The 16,939-nt window shown below is 66.1% G+C and carries 16 protein-coding genes, 3 tRNA genes and 1 pseudogene; 11 read left to right on the plus strand and 9 right to left on the minus strand.

Annotated elements, in window-relative coordinates:
• Positions 1 to 172: 172 nt before the first annotated feature.
• From QJR12_RS02705 to QJR12_RS02715, 3 genes are read right to left on the minus strand one after another with little or no spacing between them, the layout of a single operon-like run.
• A complete protein-coding gene (locus QJR12_RS02705) occupies positions 173 to 538 on the minus strand; it encodes a DUF4226 domain-containing protein (protein WP_300575910.1) in 366 nt (121 codons plus the stop codon).
• A 43-nt stretch (positions 539 to 581) separates the two neighbouring features.
• Complete coding sequence (locus tag QJR12_RS02710) at positions 582 to 1,421, minus strand: C40 family peptidase (protein WP_300575913.1); 840 nt, start codon at positions 1,419 to 1,421, stop codon at positions 582 to 584.
• Positions 1,418 to 2,212 carry a helix-turn-helix transcriptional regulator gene (locus QJR12_RS02715; RefSeq protein ID WP_300575916.1) on the minus strand — a complete coding sequence of 265 codons (795 nt, stop codon included), beginning with the start codon at positions 2,210 to 2,212 and terminating at the stop codon, positions 1,418 to 1,420. Before QJR12_RS02715 ends, QJR12_RS02710 begins: the two co-directional genes overlap by 4 nt.
• A 146-nt stretch (positions 2,213 to 2,358) precedes the next feature.
• Here QJR12_RS02715 and QJR12_RS02720 point away from each other — a divergent pair, with 146 nt between their 5' ends.
• Complete coding sequence (locus QJR12_RS02720) at positions 2,359 to 2,775, plus strand: WhiB family transcriptional regulator (protein ID WP_300575919.1); 417 nt, start codon at positions 2,359 to 2,361, stop codon at positions 2,773 to 2,775.
• A gap of 54 nt (positions 2,776 to 2,829) precedes the next feature.
• On the opposite strand, the gene QJR12_RS02725 is transcribed toward QJR12_RS02720, so the two are convergent.
• Positions 2,830 to 2,912: transfer RNA gene (locus tag QJR12_RS02725), tRNA-Leu, on the minus strand.
• 255 nt (positions 2,913 to 3,167) lie between these two features.
• Here QJR12_RS02725 and QJR12_RS02730 point away from each other — a divergent pair.
• From QJR12_RS02730 to pknB, 7 genes and pseudogenes are all read left to right on the plus strand, one after another.
• Positions 3,168 to 4,648 (plus strand): annotated as a pseudogene (locus QJR12_RS02730) (DUF3662 and FHA domain-containing protein).
• A gap of 128 nt (positions 4,649 to 4,776) precedes the next feature.
• Entirely contained in the window at positions 4,777 to 5,244 is a 468-nt protein-coding gene (locus tag QJR12_RS02735; RefSeq protein ID WP_300575921.1) for an FHA domain-containing protein, read from the plus strand.
• On the plus strand, positions 5,241 to 6,602 hold the full coding sequence (locus tag QJR12_RS02740) for a PP2C family serine/threonine-protein phosphatase (RefSeq protein ID WP_300575924.1): 1,362 nt from the start codon (positions 5,241 to 5,243) through the stop codon (positions 6,600 to 6,602). The genes QJR12_RS02735 and QJR12_RS02740 overlap by 4 nt, the downstream gene beginning before the upstream one ends.
• Complete coding sequence (locus tag QJR12_RS02745; RefSeq protein WP_300575927.1) at positions 6,599 to 8,008, plus strand: FtsW/RodA/SpoVE family cell cycle protein; 1,410 nt, start codon at positions 6,599 to 6,601, stop codon at positions 8,006 to 8,008. Before QJR12_RS02740 ends, QJR12_RS02745 begins: the two co-directional genes overlap by 4 nt.
• Positions 8,005 to 9,480: a D,D-transpeptidase PbpA gene (gene pbpA, locus QJR12_RS02750; RefSeq protein ID WP_300575930.1), complete on the plus strand. Its 1,476-nt coding sequence runs from the start codon at positions 8,005 to 8,007 to the stop codon at positions 9,478 to 9,480. Before QJR12_RS02745 ends, pbpA begins: the two co-directional genes overlap by 4 nt.
• Positions 9,477 to 10,847, plus strand: coding sequence for a serine/threonine-protein kinase (locus QJR12_RS02755; protein ID WP_300575933.1), 1,371 nt, complete (start codon positions 9,477 to 9,479; stop codon positions 10,845 to 10,847). Before pbpA ends, QJR12_RS02755 begins: the two co-directional genes overlap by 4 nt.
• Positions 10,844 to 12,730: a Stk1 family PASTA domain-containing Ser/Thr kinase gene (gene pknB, locus QJR12_RS02760; RefSeq protein WP_300575936.1), complete on the plus strand. Its 1,887-nt coding sequence runs from the start codon at positions 10,844 to 10,846 to the stop codon at positions 12,728 to 12,730. Before QJR12_RS02755 ends, pknB begins: the two co-directional genes overlap by 4 nt.
• Here the strand turns inward: pknB and QJR12_RS02765 are convergent.
• Positions 12,708 to 13,439: an aminodeoxychorismate/anthranilate synthase component II gene (locus QJR12_RS02765; RefSeq protein ID WP_300575939.1), complete on the minus strand. Its 732-nt coding sequence runs from the start codon at positions 13,437 to 13,439 to the stop codon at positions 12,708 to 12,710. The genes pknB and QJR12_RS02765 overlap by 23 nt on opposite strands.
• A 213-nt stretch (positions 13,440 to 13,652) precedes the next feature.
• Between QJR12_RS02765 and crgA the strand changes: the two genes are divergently transcribed.
• Both crgA and QJR12_RS02775 read left to right on the plus strand, forming a co-directional pair.
• Positions 13,653 to 13,934: a cell division protein CrgA gene (crgA, locus tag QJR12_RS02770; protein WP_300575941.1), complete on the plus strand. Its 282-nt coding sequence runs from the start codon at positions 13,653 to 13,655 to the stop codon at positions 13,932 to 13,934.
• Positions 13,935 to 14,087: 153 nt separating this feature from the next.
• Entirely contained in the window at positions 14,088 to 14,525 is a 438-nt protein-coding gene (locus QJR12_RS02775) for a PH domain-containing protein (RefSeq protein WP_300575943.1), read from the plus strand.
• Here QJR12_RS02775 and QJR12_RS02780 read toward each other — a convergent pair.
• Complete coding sequence (locus QJR12_RS02780) at positions 14,522 to 15,070, minus strand: peptidylprolyl isomerase (protein WP_300576530.1); 549 nt, start codon at positions 15,068 to 15,070, stop codon at positions 14,522 to 14,524. The genes QJR12_RS02775 and QJR12_RS02780 overlap by 4 nt on opposite strands.
• Positions 15,071 to 15,184: 114 nt before the next feature.
• Between QJR12_RS02780 and cwsA the strand changes: the two genes are divergently transcribed.
• On the plus strand, positions 15,185 to 15,610 hold the full coding sequence (gene cwsA / locus QJR12_RS02785) for a cell wall synthesis protein CwsA (protein WP_300575945.1): 426 nt from the start codon (positions 15,185 to 15,187) through the stop codon (positions 15,608 to 15,610).
• An 82-nt stretch (positions 15,611 to 15,692) separates the two neighbouring features.
• On the opposite strand, the gene QJR12_RS02790 is transcribed toward cwsA, so the two are convergent.
• The 3 genes from QJR12_RS02790 to QJR12_RS02800 form a co-directional block, all read right to left on the minus strand.
• A tRNA-Ala gene (locus tag QJR12_RS02790) sits at positions 15,693 to 15,765 on the minus strand.
• A 136-nt stretch (positions 15,766 to 15,901) separates the two neighbouring features.
• Positions 15,902 to 15,975 (minus strand) — tRNA-Ile (locus QJR12_RS02795).
• A gap of 90 nt (positions 15,976 to 16,065) precedes the next feature.
• The gene (locus QJR12_RS02800; RefSeq protein ID WP_300575947.1) at positions 16,066 to 16,932 is read right to left on the minus strand and encodes a DUF3566 domain-containing protein; all 867 of its coding nucleotides are present in this window, start codon (positions 16,930 to 16,932) and stop codon (positions 16,066 to 16,068) included.
• Between the last annotated feature and the right edge of the window lie 7 nt (positions 16,933 to 16,939).

Raw genomic sequence — 16,939 nt, forward strand, 5'->3', positions numbered from 1 at the left:
GCTATCGTCGCTGGGTGGATCATCGAGCCACCGGTTAGCGTGGCCATCAGTTAGCCAGATGCCCGGGTGCCCGAAGACCAACGGTGTCGCGGTCCTTGCATGCCGGGACAGTACCCAGCCACGTTGCCGGCAACAATTCACCTCGATCGGCACCAACAGTATGGCCTGCACCTCAGCTGTCCGCGGGTATGCCGTACTTGGGCCGCAAAGCCCGCAATGCGGTGTGTTTTTGCTTGTCGATCTCGTGCGCATGCGACACCACGGCGATGATCTCGCGGTGTTTGGCGATCAGGAACCGCTGGAACTCACGCGCACCCATCGGGGTGTTGACGGCGAGCGCAGCCTGGTTGCGCACAGCGTCGTCGATCTCGGCGGCGATCTCATTCAGCCGGGCGGCGCCTTCCACAACCGTGGCATGCGCTGCGGCCAGCACGTCGGCCAGCACCCGGTCGGCCTCCGCCGCAACCCCGCCGCGGCGGGCTAAGGCCGCCTGCCCGGCTTGCAGAGCGGCTGCCAGCCGGCCCGGTTGTGCTGTCATGCGATGAACCTCCTGCTCGGCTCCGCATCTCGGCTGAACCCGGCTATAGGACCGGCCGCCGAATTTGGACGTTACGCCCCAGGGGGCTGATTCGCACCGGGGCGCCGGCATGAGGCGCTTCGACGACCAGGTTGTTGCCGATGGCGATCTGCACGTGGCCCGGGTGGGGGAAGACCAGATCACCGGGCCGCAGCTGGGAACGCGACACCGGGATCCCGTCGTGGATCTGTTGGTAGGTGGTGCGGTCCAGGTGGATGCCGGCTTGCGCGTAGCACCACTGCACCAGCCCCGAACAGTCGAACCGATCGGGTCCGGCCGCGCCCCAGGCATAGGGGCGACCCAGTCGCGACAGCGCCGCCCGCACCGCGATGGCGGCGCGGCTCATCGATGCCGGCGGCCGCACACCACTCGGCCCGCGATTGTGCCGGCGCCACATCCGGTAACGAAGGGTCCGCAGCGCCGCGTGATGCAGCTCCACCCTCCGGCGCGCCGACAAGACATGACCTCGTTGGGCGCGTAGCCGCGCCACCCCGCGGCGGATCGCCTCGCGCTGGGCCATCGGGCTGTCAGATACCGCGGCGGCGTCGGCACGGGCCTCGGCGAGAACACTCTTTGTCAGTTGGCGGGCCCGAGCGTGATCGCGCCGAGCGCGGGCAATGACGTCGGCGAACATGGCATCTGTCCGAGCGGCCGACTGCAGGGCTTCGCGGGTGCCCTGCACCGCAAGTTGGTATTGTTGCCGCGCCCCACCGGCGGTGATGCTCGCGGCCCGATCCGGTAAGTCCCCGTAGTGCACGGCGCCCGGGTCCAGCTTCACAGCGGGTGTGCCGCCGGTGAACAACTCATGGGCGCGGCTTAAAACCTCGAGTTCGCCTGGTATCACGATGAGCTCCCGGGCTCAGCACCGGCCCGATCGGCGAAATTGCGGCCCGGGGAGTTGATGGCGTCGACGAAGGCCTGCACCCGCGGCAGTGTTCCGGGAGGAATCAAACCCCGATTGCGGATCTCCCACATCTCGTCGACGGTGACACCCAGCAGCGCCGCGATCACCGTTTCCGGCAGCAACGAACGCGCACACGCTTGCTCGAGTCGGGTACCCAAACTGGCGGGCATGCGGGCCAACAAAGCTCTGCGGGTGGCTTCAAGGGAGTGCAGATGGTCCATCAGCCGAGCAGCCGAATCGACGTCCACGTTCACCGCCACCCGCCAGGAGTTAGCGGCCAGCATCTCGGCCTTCACGCACTGCGTGATCACAGACAGAATATACGTCTCGTATTCATTTGATGTCGTCGACGGCAGCCTGTCGATGACCGAATTCAGGGCGTCAAGTTGCGCCTCCGCGTACCCCTCGAGCACTGTGGTGTCGGGATGCCGGTCGACGACGACCGCGTGCCTCGGTCGCGGTGAACCCGAAGTCGGCGGCTTTGCTGCCAGTAATCGGTCGAGCTCCGCATGGGGGTCAGCCGCGACCACGAGCCTGGAGTAAGTGCCAGGTGGCAGACCCAAGCCGTTTTCGACCTTCTGAATCGTGCTTTTGTGGGGTTTGCGGATGCCGCGCTCCAAGTAGCTCAACCCCATGGTGCTGACCCCCGTGACGGCCGCAAAATCGGCCAGCGACCAGTCGCGTGACTCGCGGAGCGATCGGATGACCGCCCCCGCCGATTCGCGGCTCATCGTAGCGCTCCGGCCATAATCCCGAATAGTACCCGGACCTCAACATATATATGTGTATATATGATTTAGTCGGCGTTTCCTTGCGACGGCGGGTCAAGTCATATACGCTTTTCCCTACGTTTCAGTCTATCGGGAGCGAGGACACGATGGGATACCCCTGCTCGGTCAACCCGGAACTTTGGTTCGGTTACGCCGATGATGACGGCGGCGACGGTGCCGCCAAGGCGCGGGTCTATGAACAATCGGCCACCGAGGCGCGGTTGCTGTGCCTGCGCCGTTGCCCGCTGGCCCAGCAGCGCAGATGCGCCCGGCACGCCATCGACCACCGCGAGGAATACGGCGTCTGGGCCGGCGTCAAGCTTCCCGGTGGGCAATACCGCAAGCGCGAACAACTGGCTCGCGCCCATGACCTCCTGCGCCGCATCGCCGTCGGCGAAATCAACTCCCGGCAGTTACCCGAGAACGAAGCCCTCCTCGCCCGGCGCGAACATGATTCCACTCCGGTAGCGACGAAGGTGTTTCAGCTCCCTATCGTCCGGGTCGGCCCGAGTCCGGCGGCGTAGCCCGCCACGGTGTCCGAAGGCCGAGTAAATACGGTAAACATGGGCCGAATACGGTGGGCGAAGGGGGACTTGAACCCCCACGTCCCGAAGGACACTGGCACCTGAAGCCAGCGCGTCTGCCATTCCGCCACTCGCCCGACGGCCTGTCGAGGCTACCACTATAGCCAGGCATTCCCGCTGCTTCCAAGCGCAGAAGGCGTCGGCTCGCATCACCTGGACAACCCGCAACTGGCTGTTGAACTGGCCCGAGGGGCTGTTCGCGAACGCCGTGGCGGGGCACCGCGCCGGATCCCGATAGCATACTGGAAAGGGAAACCGATGATATGGCACGCGGGAGGGTTGTCGGCCCTAGGGTAGGGGTACTTTCAGGACGAGTGAGGCGAGCGCTGGAAATGAACGGCCGGAAGAGGCTAGTTCAGCGCGTCGAGCGCAAACTCGAGGCCGCCGCGGGTGATGTGTTTGCCCGGGTGTTCGGGGGATCGATCGTCCCGCAAGAGCTGGAAACCGTGTTGCAGCGCGAAGCCGCCGCTGGTGTTCGGCCGCTACGTGGCAATCGGCCTTTGGCCGGCCTTTGGCACCGAACGAATACATCATTACTCTCGGTGGGAACCACTACGAGACGGCGAGTGCCGACCCGGATTTCACGGCGGCTGTTTTTGCTCAACACTTGGCGGGATATATCAGGGGACAGGGATGGCAAACGTATGGTGAGGTGGTCGTCGGATTTGACCGGTCGACGAACTTGCATCCCGGCCAGTTCCGCGCCCGTGGTGTTGTCAACCCCGATGCCCGCTCCCACCCGGCAACCGGAAATTTCGCCCCGGCACAATCTGATCAGGCGTTTAACGCAGAACCAGGAGTACCACCAATGACCGAGAATTCCAGCTATCGCGGCGGTCCGGGGCAGGGGCGGCCCGGCGACGAGTATTACGAGGAGGGATATCAGCACGACGAGCCCCGCAGTGGCGGGGACGCCCGTGGCGGCCAGGAGGCGCCGGGCTATCCACCGGACTCGGGCGGCTATTCACCGGACTCGGGCGGCTATCCACCGCAGCCCGGGTATCCTCCGCCCAGTTACCCCGGTCGGGGTGGCGGCTACCCCGACCATGGGTACCCTGGGCAGTCGCCCGGTGGTTATCCGCCCCCCTACGAACAACGCCCCCCCGGCGGTTACGGCCCTGGCCCGGGCCCTGCTCAAGGCTATGATGCGGGCTATCGCCAAGGCGGTGGATACGGCCCCCCCGGCGGCCAGCAGGGTTACGGCGGCTACAGCGACTACGGCCATGGACCCTACGGCCCACCGGAACAACGGCCGCCCTATCCCGAGCCGGCGCGCGGTTACGATCAGGCCTACCCGGGCGGTCCGGGGTACGGCGGGCAGGATTACAGTCGACCCGATTACCCGCAGTACCGCGATGCTTCCGCGGCCGGGGTGTACGCACCGCCCGGCGGCGGATACGCCGAACCCCCCGGCAGGGACTATGACTATGGACAGTCGGCCGCTCCCGGTGACTACGGCCAAGCCGGTGACTACGGCCAAGCCGGCGGCTACGGCGGTTATGGGCAGTCCGGCTACGCCCCGGCCGGACATACCGTTACCCTGCAGCTCGACGATGGCAGCGGGCGCACCTACCAGTTGCGCGAGGGTTCCAACATCATCGGCCGCGGACAAGACGCCCAGTTCCGGTTGCCGGACACCGGGGTGTCGCGACGGCACCTGGAGATCCGCTGGGACGGCCAGGTTGCCCTGCTGTCCGACCTCAACTCCACCAACGGCACCATGGTGAACAACGCTCCGGTGCAGGAGTGGCAGTTGGCCGACGGCGACGTGATCCGTCTAGGACACTCCGAGATCATCGTCCACATCCAATGAGCTGACCCAATCGACCCGTTCGCCGGCTTCACCCCACGTTGGCCACCGTCCAAGTATCGTGACGTTGCTGATATGGGCTCGGATTCGCGGGCGCGAGACCTGCGTCGTCAGAACGGAAGGGGCGTCAGATGCAGGGATTGGTGCTGCAACTGACGCGTGCCGGGTTCCTGGCGCTGCTGTGGCTGTTCATCTGGTCGGTGCTGCGGGTCCTGCGCACGGACATCTACTCGCCGACCGGTGCCGTCATGGTGCGGCGGGGCTTGGCGTTGCGGGGTCCGCTGCTGCCTTCGCGTGGGCGGCGGCGATCGGCGCGCTATCTCGTGGTCACCGAGGGGTCGCTGGCGGGGGCCCGTATCGCCCTCACCGGCCAGCCGGTGCTGATCGGGCGCGCCGACGACTCGACGCTGGTGCTGACCGATGACTACGCGTCGACGCGGCATGCGCGGTTGTCGCAGCGCGGATCAGAATGGTATGTCGAGGATCTAGGATCGACCAACGGTACTTACCTTGACAGGGCGAAGGTGACGACGGCGGTACGAGTTCCGATTGGGACGCCGGTCCGAATCGGCAAAACGGTAATCGAGTTGCGCCCGTGACACTGGTCCTTCGTTACGCGGCTCGCAGCGATCGCGGCCTGGTTCGTACCAACAACGAGGACTCGGTGTATGCCGGCGGGCGATTACTGGCCCTCGCCGACGGCATGGGCGGCCACGCGGCCGGAGAGGTGGCCTCGCAGCTCGTCATCGCGGCATTAGCTCACCTCGACGATGACGAACCCGGGGGAGACCTGCTCGGCAAACTGGACGCCGCAGTTCGCGCGGGCAACTCCGCGATCGCCGCGCAGGTCGAGATGGATCCCGATCTCGAGGGGATGGGTACCACCCTGACCGCGATCCTGTTCGAAGACAACCGTCTCGGACTGGCGCACATCGGCGACTCGCGCGCCTACCTGCTGCGCGACGGCCAGCTGACCCAGATCACCAAGGACGACACCTTCGTGCAAACCCTGGTCGACGAGGGCCGGATCACCTCCGAAGAGGCGCACAGCCATCCGCAGCGGTCGCTGATCATGCGGGCCCTCACCGGCCATGAAGTCGAACCCACACTGATCATGCGGGAAGCCCGTGCGGGGGACCGGTATCTGTTGTGCTCGGACGGACTGTCCGACCCGGTCAGCGACGAGACCATCCTCGAGGCACTGCAAATCCCCGACGTGGAGGAAAGCGCCGACCGGCTTATCGAACTGGCGCTGCGTGGCGGCGGCCCCGACAACGTCACCGTCATTGTCGCCGACGTCTGCGATGAGGACTACGGACAAACCCAGCCGATCCTGGCGGGCGCGGTGTCCGGTGATGACGACCAGCTGACGCTGCCCAACACCGCCGCCGGCCGGGCCTCCGCCGTGAGCGCTTCCAAAGATGTTGCCAAACCCACTGTGCCGCAACCCAGCACGGTCGCGCCACCGCAGAAGTCACGGCGGCGAATAGCGATCGGCATCGCGCTTGGGGTGCTGCTGCTCCTGACCGGCCTGGCCATCGGCTGGAACGTCATCCGCAGCTACTACTACGTGACCGGATATGGCGGCACCGTAACCATCATGCGGGGGATCCAGGGATCGATGCTGGGTGTGCCGTTGCAGACGCCCTATCAGCAGGGCTGCCTCAACAGTCGGGGCCAACTGTCACAAATAAGCTACGCCCCGGCAACGGACCGCCGTGACTGCCACCTGCTGAAGCTCTCGGACCTGCGTCCGTCGACGCGCCAACAGGTCGCGTCCGGCCTGCGGCCGGGCAGCCTCGATGAGGCGATCAAGCAGCTGCGCGATCTGGCGGGCAGTGGCTCGCTGCTGCCGCCCTGCCCACCGCCGGGCAGCACGCCGGCGACCCCGTCGCCCCCACCGAGGACGATTCCGCCGCCACCTCAGCCGGGCATCGACTGCCGGACGGCGGCATGACGACTCAGCCCCAGCCGCCGGTCGCGGTGACCCCTGCACTGCCGACTCGGCGCAACGCTGAACTGGTGCTGTTGTGCTTCGCTGCGGTGATCATCGTCGCGGCTTTGCTCATCGTGCAGGCCAGCCAAGGCCGGGGCCTGCGCTGGGATCTGAGTGGCTACGGGCTCGCCTTCCTGGCGCTTTTCGGCGGCGCGCACCTGGCCGTCAGGCGCTTCGCCCCCTGTGCGGATCCGCTGCTGTTGCCGGTCGCGGCGCTGCTCAACGGTTTAGGCCTGGTGATGATTCATCGGCTGGATATCGCCGACGGTGCGGCCGGTGTCGGTACCCATTCCAGCGCGCACCAGCAGATGCTGTGGACCCTGATCGGTGTGGCCGCATTCGCTGTGACGGTGGCCTTGCTCAAAGACCATCGACGACTCGCGCGCTACGGCTACACTTGCGGGCTCGCCGGCCTGGTGATCCTAGCCGTCCCGGCGCTGCTGCCGGCGTCATTCTCCGAACATAACGGTGCCAAAATCTGGATCCGGTTTCCGGGATTTTCAATCCAGCCTGCGGAATTTTCCAAAATCCTGCTGCTCATCTTTTTTTCCGCGGTCCTGGTGGCCAAACGCGGCCTATTCACCAGCGCCGGAATACATGTCATGGGCATAACCGTACCCCGTCCGCGGGATCTGGCTCCGCTGTTGGCGGCCTGGGTGCTCGCGGTGGGTGTGATGGTCTTCGAAAAGGACTTGGGTACTTCGCTGCTGCTGTACGCCTCCTTTCTTGTGGTGGTGTACCTGGCCACTCAGCGGCTGAGCTGGATCGTCATCGGGCTGGCGTTATTCGCTGCGGGAAGTGTTGTGGCGTATCACATTTTCGGGCACGTCCGGGTCCGCGTGCAGACCTGGCTGCATCCATTCGCCGACCCCGAGGGCAGCTCCTACCAAATCGTCCAGTCACTGTTCAGCTTTGCTACTGGCGGCATCTTCGGCACCGGGCTGGGTAACGGACAGCCCGACACCGTGCCCGCGGCATCCACCGATTTCATCATCGCGGCGTTCGGCGAAGAACTCGGCCTGGTCGGTTTGTCCGGTCTGTTGATGCTCTACACCATCCTCATCGTCCGCGGACTGCGTGCCGCGATCGCCATCCGCGATAGCTTCGGCAAACTGCTGGCCGGGGGCCTGGCGTCGACGCTGGCCATTCAGCTGTTCATCGTGGTCGGCGGCGTGACCAAACTCGTCCCATTAACCGGATTGACCACGCCGTGGCTGTCCTACGGCGGGTCGTCTTTGCTGGCTAACTATCTCCTGCTGGCCATTCTGGTGCGGATCTCGCACGCGGCCCGGCGTCCGCTCGGCACCCGGGCCCGTGATACGGTGCCGCTCGCGGTCACCGACACCGAGGTGATCAGGCGCGCATGAACGCCTCGCTGCGCCGCATCTCGGTGACCGTGATGGCCTTGGTCGTGCTGTTGCTGCTCAACGCCACCCTGACGCAGGTGTTCACCGCCGACGGACTGCGCGCCGACCCGCGCAATCAGCGGGTGCTACTCGACGAATATTCGCGTCAGCGGGGCCAGATCACCGCCCACGGGCAGTTGCTCGCGTACTCGGTAGCCACCGACGACCGGTTTCATTTTCTGCGGGTCTACCCCAAACCTGCGATGTACGCACCGATTACCGGCTTTTACTCGCTGCGCTATTCCAGCACGGGCCTCGAACGCGCCGAAGACGCCCTCCTTAACGGCTCCGACCAGCGGCTGTTCGGCCGGCGGCTCGCCGACTTTTTCACCGGCCGTGACCCCCGCGGCGGCAATGTCAACACCACGATCAGCCCCCGCGTCCAGCAGGCCGGCTGGGATGCGCTGCAGCAGGGCTGCGACGGGCCGTGCAAGGGTGCGATCGTCGCGGTTGAGCCCGCCACCGGCAAAATCCTGGCGCTGGTGTCATCGCCGTCGTATGACCCCAACCTGCTGGCGTCGCACCACCCCCAAGAGCAGGCGGCGGCCTGGCAGCGGTTGCGCGATGACCCCGATTCCCCGATGATCAATCGCGCCATCTCCGAAACGTATCCGCCCGGTTCCACCTTCAAGGTGATCACCACCGCGGCGGCGCTGCAAGCCGGGGCCACCGATGACGAGCAGTTGACGGCGGACCCCAAGATCCCGCTGCCGGGCAGCTCCGCCGTGCTGGAGAACTATGGCGGCGCACCCTGCGGCGGCGAGCCGACGGTATCCCTGCGTGAAGCCTTCGCGCTATCCTGCAACACCGCCTTCGTCCAACTGGGTATTCTCACCGGTGCCAACGCCCTGCGCAGCACCGCACAGGCGTTCGGGATAGACGACCCACCCGCGCCCATTCCCCTGCAAGTCGGCGAATCCACCATCGGTCCCATCTCGGACACCGCCGCACTGGGGATGTCGGCGATCGGGCAGAAAGATGTCGCCCTGACACCGCTTCAGAACGCGGTGGTGGCCGCCACAATCGCCAACGGCGGTGTGACCATGCAACCCTACCTGGTCGATAGCCTCACCGGGCCGGACCTGGCTACCATCCGCGCCACCACCCCGCACGTGCAGCGCCGCGCGGTCTCGCCGCAGGTCGCCGCTAAGCTGACAGAATTGATGGTCGGCGCCGAGAACGTCACAGAGCAGAAAGGGGCCATCCCCGGCGTGCAGATCGCCTCCAAGACCGGTACCGCAGAGCATGGCACCGACCCCCGCACCACCCCTCCGCACGCGTGGTATATCGCCTTTGCGCCCGCACAACGCCCAAAGGTGGCGGTCGCGGTGCTGGTGGAGAATGGCGCCGATCGACGTGCCGCGACCGGCGGTGCACTCGCCGCACCGATCGGGCGGGCGGTGATCGAGGCCGCGCTGCAGGGGGGACCATGACCCCGCGAGTGGGTGTGACGCTGTCGGGCCGGTACCGCCTGCAGCGCCTCATCGCCACCGGCGGCATGGGACAGGTATGGGAGGCCGTGGACAACCGGCTGGGCCGGCGAGTCGCGGTTAAAGTACTCAAGAGCGAGTTCTCCTCCGACCCGGAGTTCATCGAACGGTTCCGGGCGGAGGCGCGCACCACCGCGATGCTCAATCACCCGGGGATCGCCAGCGTCCATGATTACGGCGAGACCACCATGGACGGTGAGGGCCGTACCGCCTATCTGGTGATGGAGTTGGTCAACGGTGAGCCGCTGAACTCGGTGCTCAAGCGAGTCGGCCGGCTGTCACTGCGCCATGCCCTCGACATGCTCGAGCAGACCGGACGCGCCCTGCAGGTCGCGCATGCGGCCGGCCTGGTGCACCGGGACGTCAAACCCGGCAACATCCTGATCACCCCCACCGGCCAAGTGAAGATCACCGACTTCGGTATCGCCAAGGCTGTTGACGCTGCGCCGGTCACCCAGACCGGCATGGTGATGGGCACCGCCCAATACATCGCTCCGGAGCAGGCCCTTGGCCATGAGGCGACGCCGGCCAGTGACGTGTATTCGTTGGGAGTTGTCGGGTACGAGGCGGTTTCGGGTAAACGACCGTTCACCGGTGACGGTGCCTTGACGGTGGCGATGAAACACATCAAAGAAGCGCCGCCGCCGCTGCCCACCGACATTCCGCCCAACGTGCGTGAACTCATCGAGATCACCCTCGCCAAAAACCCTCAGCTGCGCTACAAAAGCGGCGGGCCGTTCGCTGACGCCGTAGCCGCGGTTCGCGCCGGCCGTCGACCGCCACGCCCCAGCCAAATGCCCGTCGGACGGGCGGCTCCGGCCGCTATCCCGTCTGGCTCACCGGCGCGGGCGGCGGTCAATCCCACCGGCCGGTCCGCGGCAGCGCACCGCTCCCGACCCACGACGGGTGGTCACCGTCCGCCCCCGCGGAGCACGTTTTCGTCGGGTCAGCGTGCGCTGCTCTGGGCGGCCGGCGTGCTGGGAGCGCTGGCGATCATCATCGCGGTGCTCATTGTCATCAATGCTCACAATCAAAACGGCCAGCAACAGCCCGCCACCCCCACGGTGACCGACACCGGGACTCCGTCGAGCAGCACAACGTCCGCCGGGTCGCCGACGGTACGGCCGTCCAAGTGGACGGACCGCCGGGGAACGAATAATCCTGGAGGGCGGCACCCGCAGCCGCAACTCCCCCCACCGGGCGGATCCGGCTCGCTTGCGGGGGAGCGGCGGGTGTTCGCAGCCGGCTCGGTTGTCCCGCTGCGGCCGCTGCGGCACGAGTCGCCGGCCCGACGTGAGATACCGCGATGACTACCCCACAACATCTGTCCGACCGCTACGAACTCGGTGAAATCCTCGGCTTCGGTGGCATGTCCGAGGTGCACCTCGCTCGCGATGTACGGCTGCACCGCGACGTGGCGATCAAAGTGCTGCGCGCCGACCTGGCCCGCGACCCCAGCTTCTACCTCCGCTTCCGGCGGGAGGCGCAAAACGCGGCGGCGTTGAATCATCCGGCGATCGTCGCGGTATATGACACCGGGGAAGCCCAGACACCGGCCGGTCCGCTGCCCTACATCGTCATGGAGTACGTCGACGGTGTGACCCTGCGCGACATCCTGCACACCGAAGGGCCGATGCCACCGCAACGGGCCATCGAGGTCATCGCCGATGTTTGTCAAGCGCTGAACTTTTCGCATCAGAACGGCATCATCCACCGCGACGTCAAGCCGGCAAATATCATGATCACCTCGACCAATGCGGTGAAGGTTATGGACTTCGGCATCGCGCGGGCCATCGCGGACAGCGGCAACAGGGTCACCCAGACTGCGGCGGTCATCGGGACCGCGCAGTACCTCTCGCCCGAACAGGCCCGCGGCGACACCGTCGACGCACGCTCCGACGTCTACTCGTTGGGCTGTGTTCTCTACGAAATCCTTACCGGCGAGCCGCCTTTTACCGGTGATTCGCCGGTTTCCGTCGCCTATCAGCATGTCCGCGAAGATCCGGTGCCGCCGTCGCAACGACGTGAAGGTATCTCGGCCGACCTCGATGCCGTGGTCCTCAAGGCGCTCGCTAAAAACCCGGAGAACCGCTATCAAACGGCTGCGGAGATGCGGGCCGACCTGATCCGGGTGCACAGCGGTGAGCCCCCGCAAGCTCCTAAGGTGCTCACCGAGGCTGAGCGGACCCGGCTGCTGGCGTCCGGCCACGGCACTAACCACGCGAATCGCGCGGCGGCGCGCACCGGCTCGCCGTCGCGTCGCCTCGACTTTGCCCATGACCACACCGGCGGGTCGGTGGGTCGCTGGTTGGTCGCGGTTGCGGTACTGGCGGTGCTGACCGTGGTTGTCAGCGTTCTGATCAACGCGTTCGGCGGCGATTCCCGGGAGGTTAAAGTTCCCGACGTGCGCGGCCAAGCGTCCGCCGACGCGATCGCCACGCTGCAAAACCATGGTTTTAAGACGCGCACCTTGCAAAGGCCGGACTCCTCGGTACCGCCCGACCACGTTATCGGTACCGATCCCGCCGCCAACTCCTCGGTGGCGGCGGGGGACGAGATCACCGTCGACGTGTCTACCGGACCCGAGCAGCGTGAACTGCCCGACGTCTCCTCGCTGAGCTACGGCGAGGCGGTGAAGAAACTCAAAGCCGCCGGGTTCAGCCGGTTCAAGCGAGCCAACTCCCCGTCGACGCCGGAAATGGAAGGCCGTGTCATCGGCACCAACCCGCCGGCCAACCAGACCTCGGCGATCACTAACGAGATCACCATCATCATCGGTTCCGGCCCGGCCACCAAGCAGATTCCCGACGTCGCCGGCCAGACGGTTGAACTGGCGGAAAAAAACCTCACCGTCTACGGTTTCAGCCGATTCAGTCAAGCCGCGGTGGACAGTCCCCGTCCGGCTGGCGACGTGATCGGCACCAATCCCCCTGCGGGCGTTACCGTTCCGGTTGACTCGGTGATCGAGCTGAAAGTGTCCAAGGGCAACCAGTTCGTGATGCCCGACCTCGCCGGGCTATTTTGGACCGAGGCGGAACCACAGTTGCGTGCGCTGGGGTGGACCGGCGTGCTGATCAAGGGAGCCGATGTCGACGCCGGCGGAGCCAACCACAACCGCGTGGTCTATCAAAACCCGGCACCCGGCCAGGGCGTCAACAAGGACGCTCCTATCACGCTGAAGTTCGGCCAGTAGCGGCCTCCGGCTGCCCGGGCAGCGTTGGGCAGCCCACGGCGGTCAGCGAATGTTCAGGGGTGTGCGGGCGCAACACGGCGGCTACCACCTCAGTCTCCAACCGGCGTATCAGCGCCTCGTCTCGGGGTTGCCCGCAATAAGCCAGCCAGTTGGCCAAAATCCGGTGGCCCCCCTCGGTCAGGATGGACTCCGGATGGAACTGCACCCCGTGAATCGGCAACTCGGTGTGGCGGACCGCCATGATGACCCCGCTACGAGTACGGGCGGTGACCTCCAGCGCGGCCGGCACGGTTTGCGGCACGATGGTCAGCGAGTGATAGCGGGTCGCGGTGAACGGATCCGGAAGTCCTTCTAGGACACCAACATTCGTGTGAAACACGGTGCTGGTCTTACCGTGCAGCAGCTCTGGTGCTCGATCCACGGTGGCGCCGAACGCCACCCCGATCGCCTGGTGTCCCAGGCACACCCCCAGCAGCGGGGTGCGTGTCGTGGCGCAGGCACGCACCAACCCGATCGACGCACCGGCGCGGTCCGGGGTCCCCGGACCCGGGCTGAGCAGCACGCCGTCGAACCGTGTGGCGGCCGCGACCTCGTCGGACAACCTGGTGTCGTCGTTGCGCCACACCTGCGCCTGCACCCCGAGTTGCCCAAGGTATTGCACCAGGTTGAACACGAAACTGTCGTAGTTGTCGACAACCAGGATCCGCACCGTGTCAGGCTACCGCCCGGTCTGGTCGGCCGCCTCAGTAGCTCGGCGGGCCCACCGCCACCACCGGACAAGCCGGGCGCCCGGCCGGCCCACCGACCGGGTTATCGGGCGAGCCGTCGGCTCTCCGTTCGCTAGTCTTCGGTGAGTTAATCTGTTGGCTGAACAACGCGTGCAGCGTAATCGTTGCGTCCGCTCGAGCGCTTCGAGGTGGCCATGCCTAAGTCCAAGGTCCGTAAAAAGAACGACTTCGCCACCAGAGTGGTAAGCCGCACCCCGGTGAAGGTGAAGGCGGGGCCGTCGAGCGTTTGGTTCGTTGCGTTGTTCCTCGGGCTGATGCTCACCGGGCTGATCTGGTTGATGGTGTTCCAGTTGGCGGCGGCCGGCAGCGATACCCCCGCGGTGCTGCAATGGATGGCCAACCTCGGTCCGTGGAATTATGCCATCGCGTTTGCTTTCATGATCAGCGGTCTGTTGCTGACGATGCGCTGGCGGTAACGTATCTTCGGCGGTGAATGATACCGTTGAGACACCCACCGTTATCGCGGCAGCAATCTTGTGGTCACTCAATCACATAGATGTGATTATCCCCATTGTTGATAGCGCTTGTGGATAACTCGATCGGCGCTGTTCACCACGACCAGGAGTGCTGTGCAGCAAACGGAATGGGCGCCTCGGAAGGCGGAAATCGCTGGCTGCGGCGCAGCAGGTGTCCTGCTGGCAATCGCTTGTGTGATCTTGGTCACAGACCTGCCTGGCCGGTTTTTGACAGGTGTTGCCGCGGTGGGCCTGATCTTGTTTGCGGGCGCTTCCGGGCATGCCCGCCCAAAACTGGCAATCACCGCCGATGGTCTGCTGGTCCGGGGCTGGTTTCGGACCCAGATGGTCCCCCGGGCAGACATCAAAAGCATCCGGATCACCGGGTTCCGGCACATCGGTCGCCGGGTGCGGTTGCTCGAGATCGAAGGGGTCGACGGCCACCTGCTGATCTTCTCTCGCTGGAACCTCGGCATGGACCCGGTGAATGTGCTCGACGCGCTGATCGCCGCCGGTTATGCCGGCGGCGCTTTTCACCAGGGGCGGCTTTAAGAAATCGTGATCGATTCGATGACCACCGGTTCGGTCGGCCGATCGTGGCCGTCGGTGGGCGAAGCGGCGATGGTGTCGACAACCCGGCGCGACTCGGGATCGACAACCTCACCGAAAATGCTGTGCCGCCGATTCAAATGCGGGGTTTTGTCGACGGTGATGAAAAACTGCGATCCGTTGGTGCCCGGGCCGGCATTAGCCATGGCCAGCAAGTAGGGCCTATCGAACCGCAGTTCAGGGTGGAACTCGTCAGCGAACTTATAGCCAGGCCCGCCGCGGCCGGTCCCGGTCGGATCGCCACCTTGAATCATGAATCCCCGGATGACCCGGTGAAAGATCGCCCCGTCGTAAAACGGGCCGGAGGTGCCGCCGGAGGCGTTTGGGGTGGCATAGTCTTTGGTGCCCTGCGCCAGCCCCACGAAGTTGGCAACGGTTTTGGGGGCGTGGTTGCCGAAGAGTGCGATCTTGATGTCGCCGCGGTTGGTGTGCAAGGTAGCGGTGGCGGTCGGAATTGGGTTGTTGGTCACGCCGTGACAGTCTGCCATCGACCGGTCGGCATCGCCGCCACGGGTGTCCACACCGACGGTTTCCGGCCCACCGCTGGCGGGGCATGGCAGTCTGAGGAGACCCGAATCAACTGCTCGACAGGAAGGCGTGCCATGGGCGCGAAGGCGGTACCGCGGATGACCCCTCGGCAGCGATTGACGCGAGGCTTAACCTACACGGCGGTCGGGCCGGTGGATGTGACCCGTGGTGTCGTCGGGCTCGGCGTCCGTTCCACGCGGGCGGGGGCAGCCACGGTCTGGCGCCGTTACCGGCAGGCCAGGCTGGCCCGTGAGCGTGCCGCCACCCAGGAACCGACCCCGTCGGAGCCGGCCGCCGCACGGGGTGCGGTGATCGGGCTGCCGCGGCTGTTACCGCAACCGGGGCGCTTCCGGCGCCGTGGCCGACATCGGTGGGCGATCGTGGCCGTCGCGGGGATGCTCCTCGCCGGCGGCGCTGTTGCGGTTATAGGGGTTCGCCGTTCGGCACGTCCGGAACCGTCACCGCGGCCGCCCAGCGTCGACGTGCAACCGACGCCGTAAACCGCTTGACGGGCGATGTCGGTAGCTCCTCGCCGGGCATTGGGTTGGTTACCAGCGGCAGGCGCGATGCGGTCGTTGTTTGTGGAGCCTAGGGGATTTGAACCCCTGACTTCTGCCTTGCAAAGGCAGCGCTCTACCGGCTGAGCTAAGGCCCCTCATTCCGGCCCCCATGGTGGCCGGCGGCCAGGTGCCACACCTCGACGTGGTGTCGTGATCGCGCCGCCACCACCACCGCGATCGCCGCCAGCGGCAGCGCGAGTTTCACCAGGCGCCTCGGGCAACACATGGCCGTGGGCCTAGGAGGACTCGAACCTCCGACCTCTTCGTTATCAGCGAAGCGCTCTAACCGCCTGAGCTATAGGCCCCTACTCGCGAGCGACGAGACTACCGCACTCATCGTCGACTCCCAATTCCACCACGTCGCTGCCGCTACCGGACAACCACGGGGCCGGTGTCTAATCTCGGTCGGCGAGGGTCACTTCGATCCCGCCGATGAGATCCGTCGTCAAGTTGTAGATCAGCGCACCGGCGGTGGCCATGGCGGTGAGCAAAACGATGTTGACCAACCCGATCAGCAGCGCACCACCGAAAATGGTGCCGCTGGAAACGAGTTCTCCGCCACCGCCGGTGTTGCTGTTCAGCAGGTCGCCGACGTTGCTGTTGAGTTTGTTCCACACGCCCATACCGCCGAGCACCAAATACAGGAACGCCACCGCGATCATCCAGACGAAGAACAGCGCCACAGACAAAATCAAGGACACCTTCAAGGTGCTCCACGGATCGATGCGTCGGATCTGCATGCTCGCCCGCACTGGCCCGCGTGGTCGCCGTGCTACCTGCACCCTGGGATCCGCAACCACCGGCCGGTCGGTCCCGGGCGTGGCCCCCGGCGCACGCTCCGGCGGTGTTCTGCGCTGCGCCGAGCGTGGCAGCGGGTCGGATAGGTCGGGCAACTCGCTGGTATAGGCCTCGCTGCGGGTGCGGTCGCGGTGTTCCGCGGCGGGTTCGGGCTCTCGGGGGTGGGGACCGGACCGCATGCCGGGCACGGGTACCTCCGAGACGAAGTAGGCCGGGCGAGGACCCGCCTCCGCCGGTTGGCCGGGCAAGCCGCTGCCGCTGCGTCCCGGTGGTTCCGGTAGCGGACGGTGCGCCGGTGGCGGTTTCCGGGCGCCTCGCTGCCCCGGCGGCACGTCCGCGGCGTCCGAGACGCGTCCGGCGGCCGGCCCCGGCGGCGGGCGCCGGGAACCCTCCGGGTCGATCGGGGTGTTTCCGTTCGGGCTATCGCCCGGCCTGGGGTATCCCGGCTCGTTCGGTGGCGTCACCCCGGCT

This window comes from Mycobacterium sp., assembly GCF_029961025.1.
Taxonomy (GTDB): Bacteria; Actinomycetota; Actinomycetes; order Mycobacteriales; family Mycobacteriaceae; genus Mycobacterium.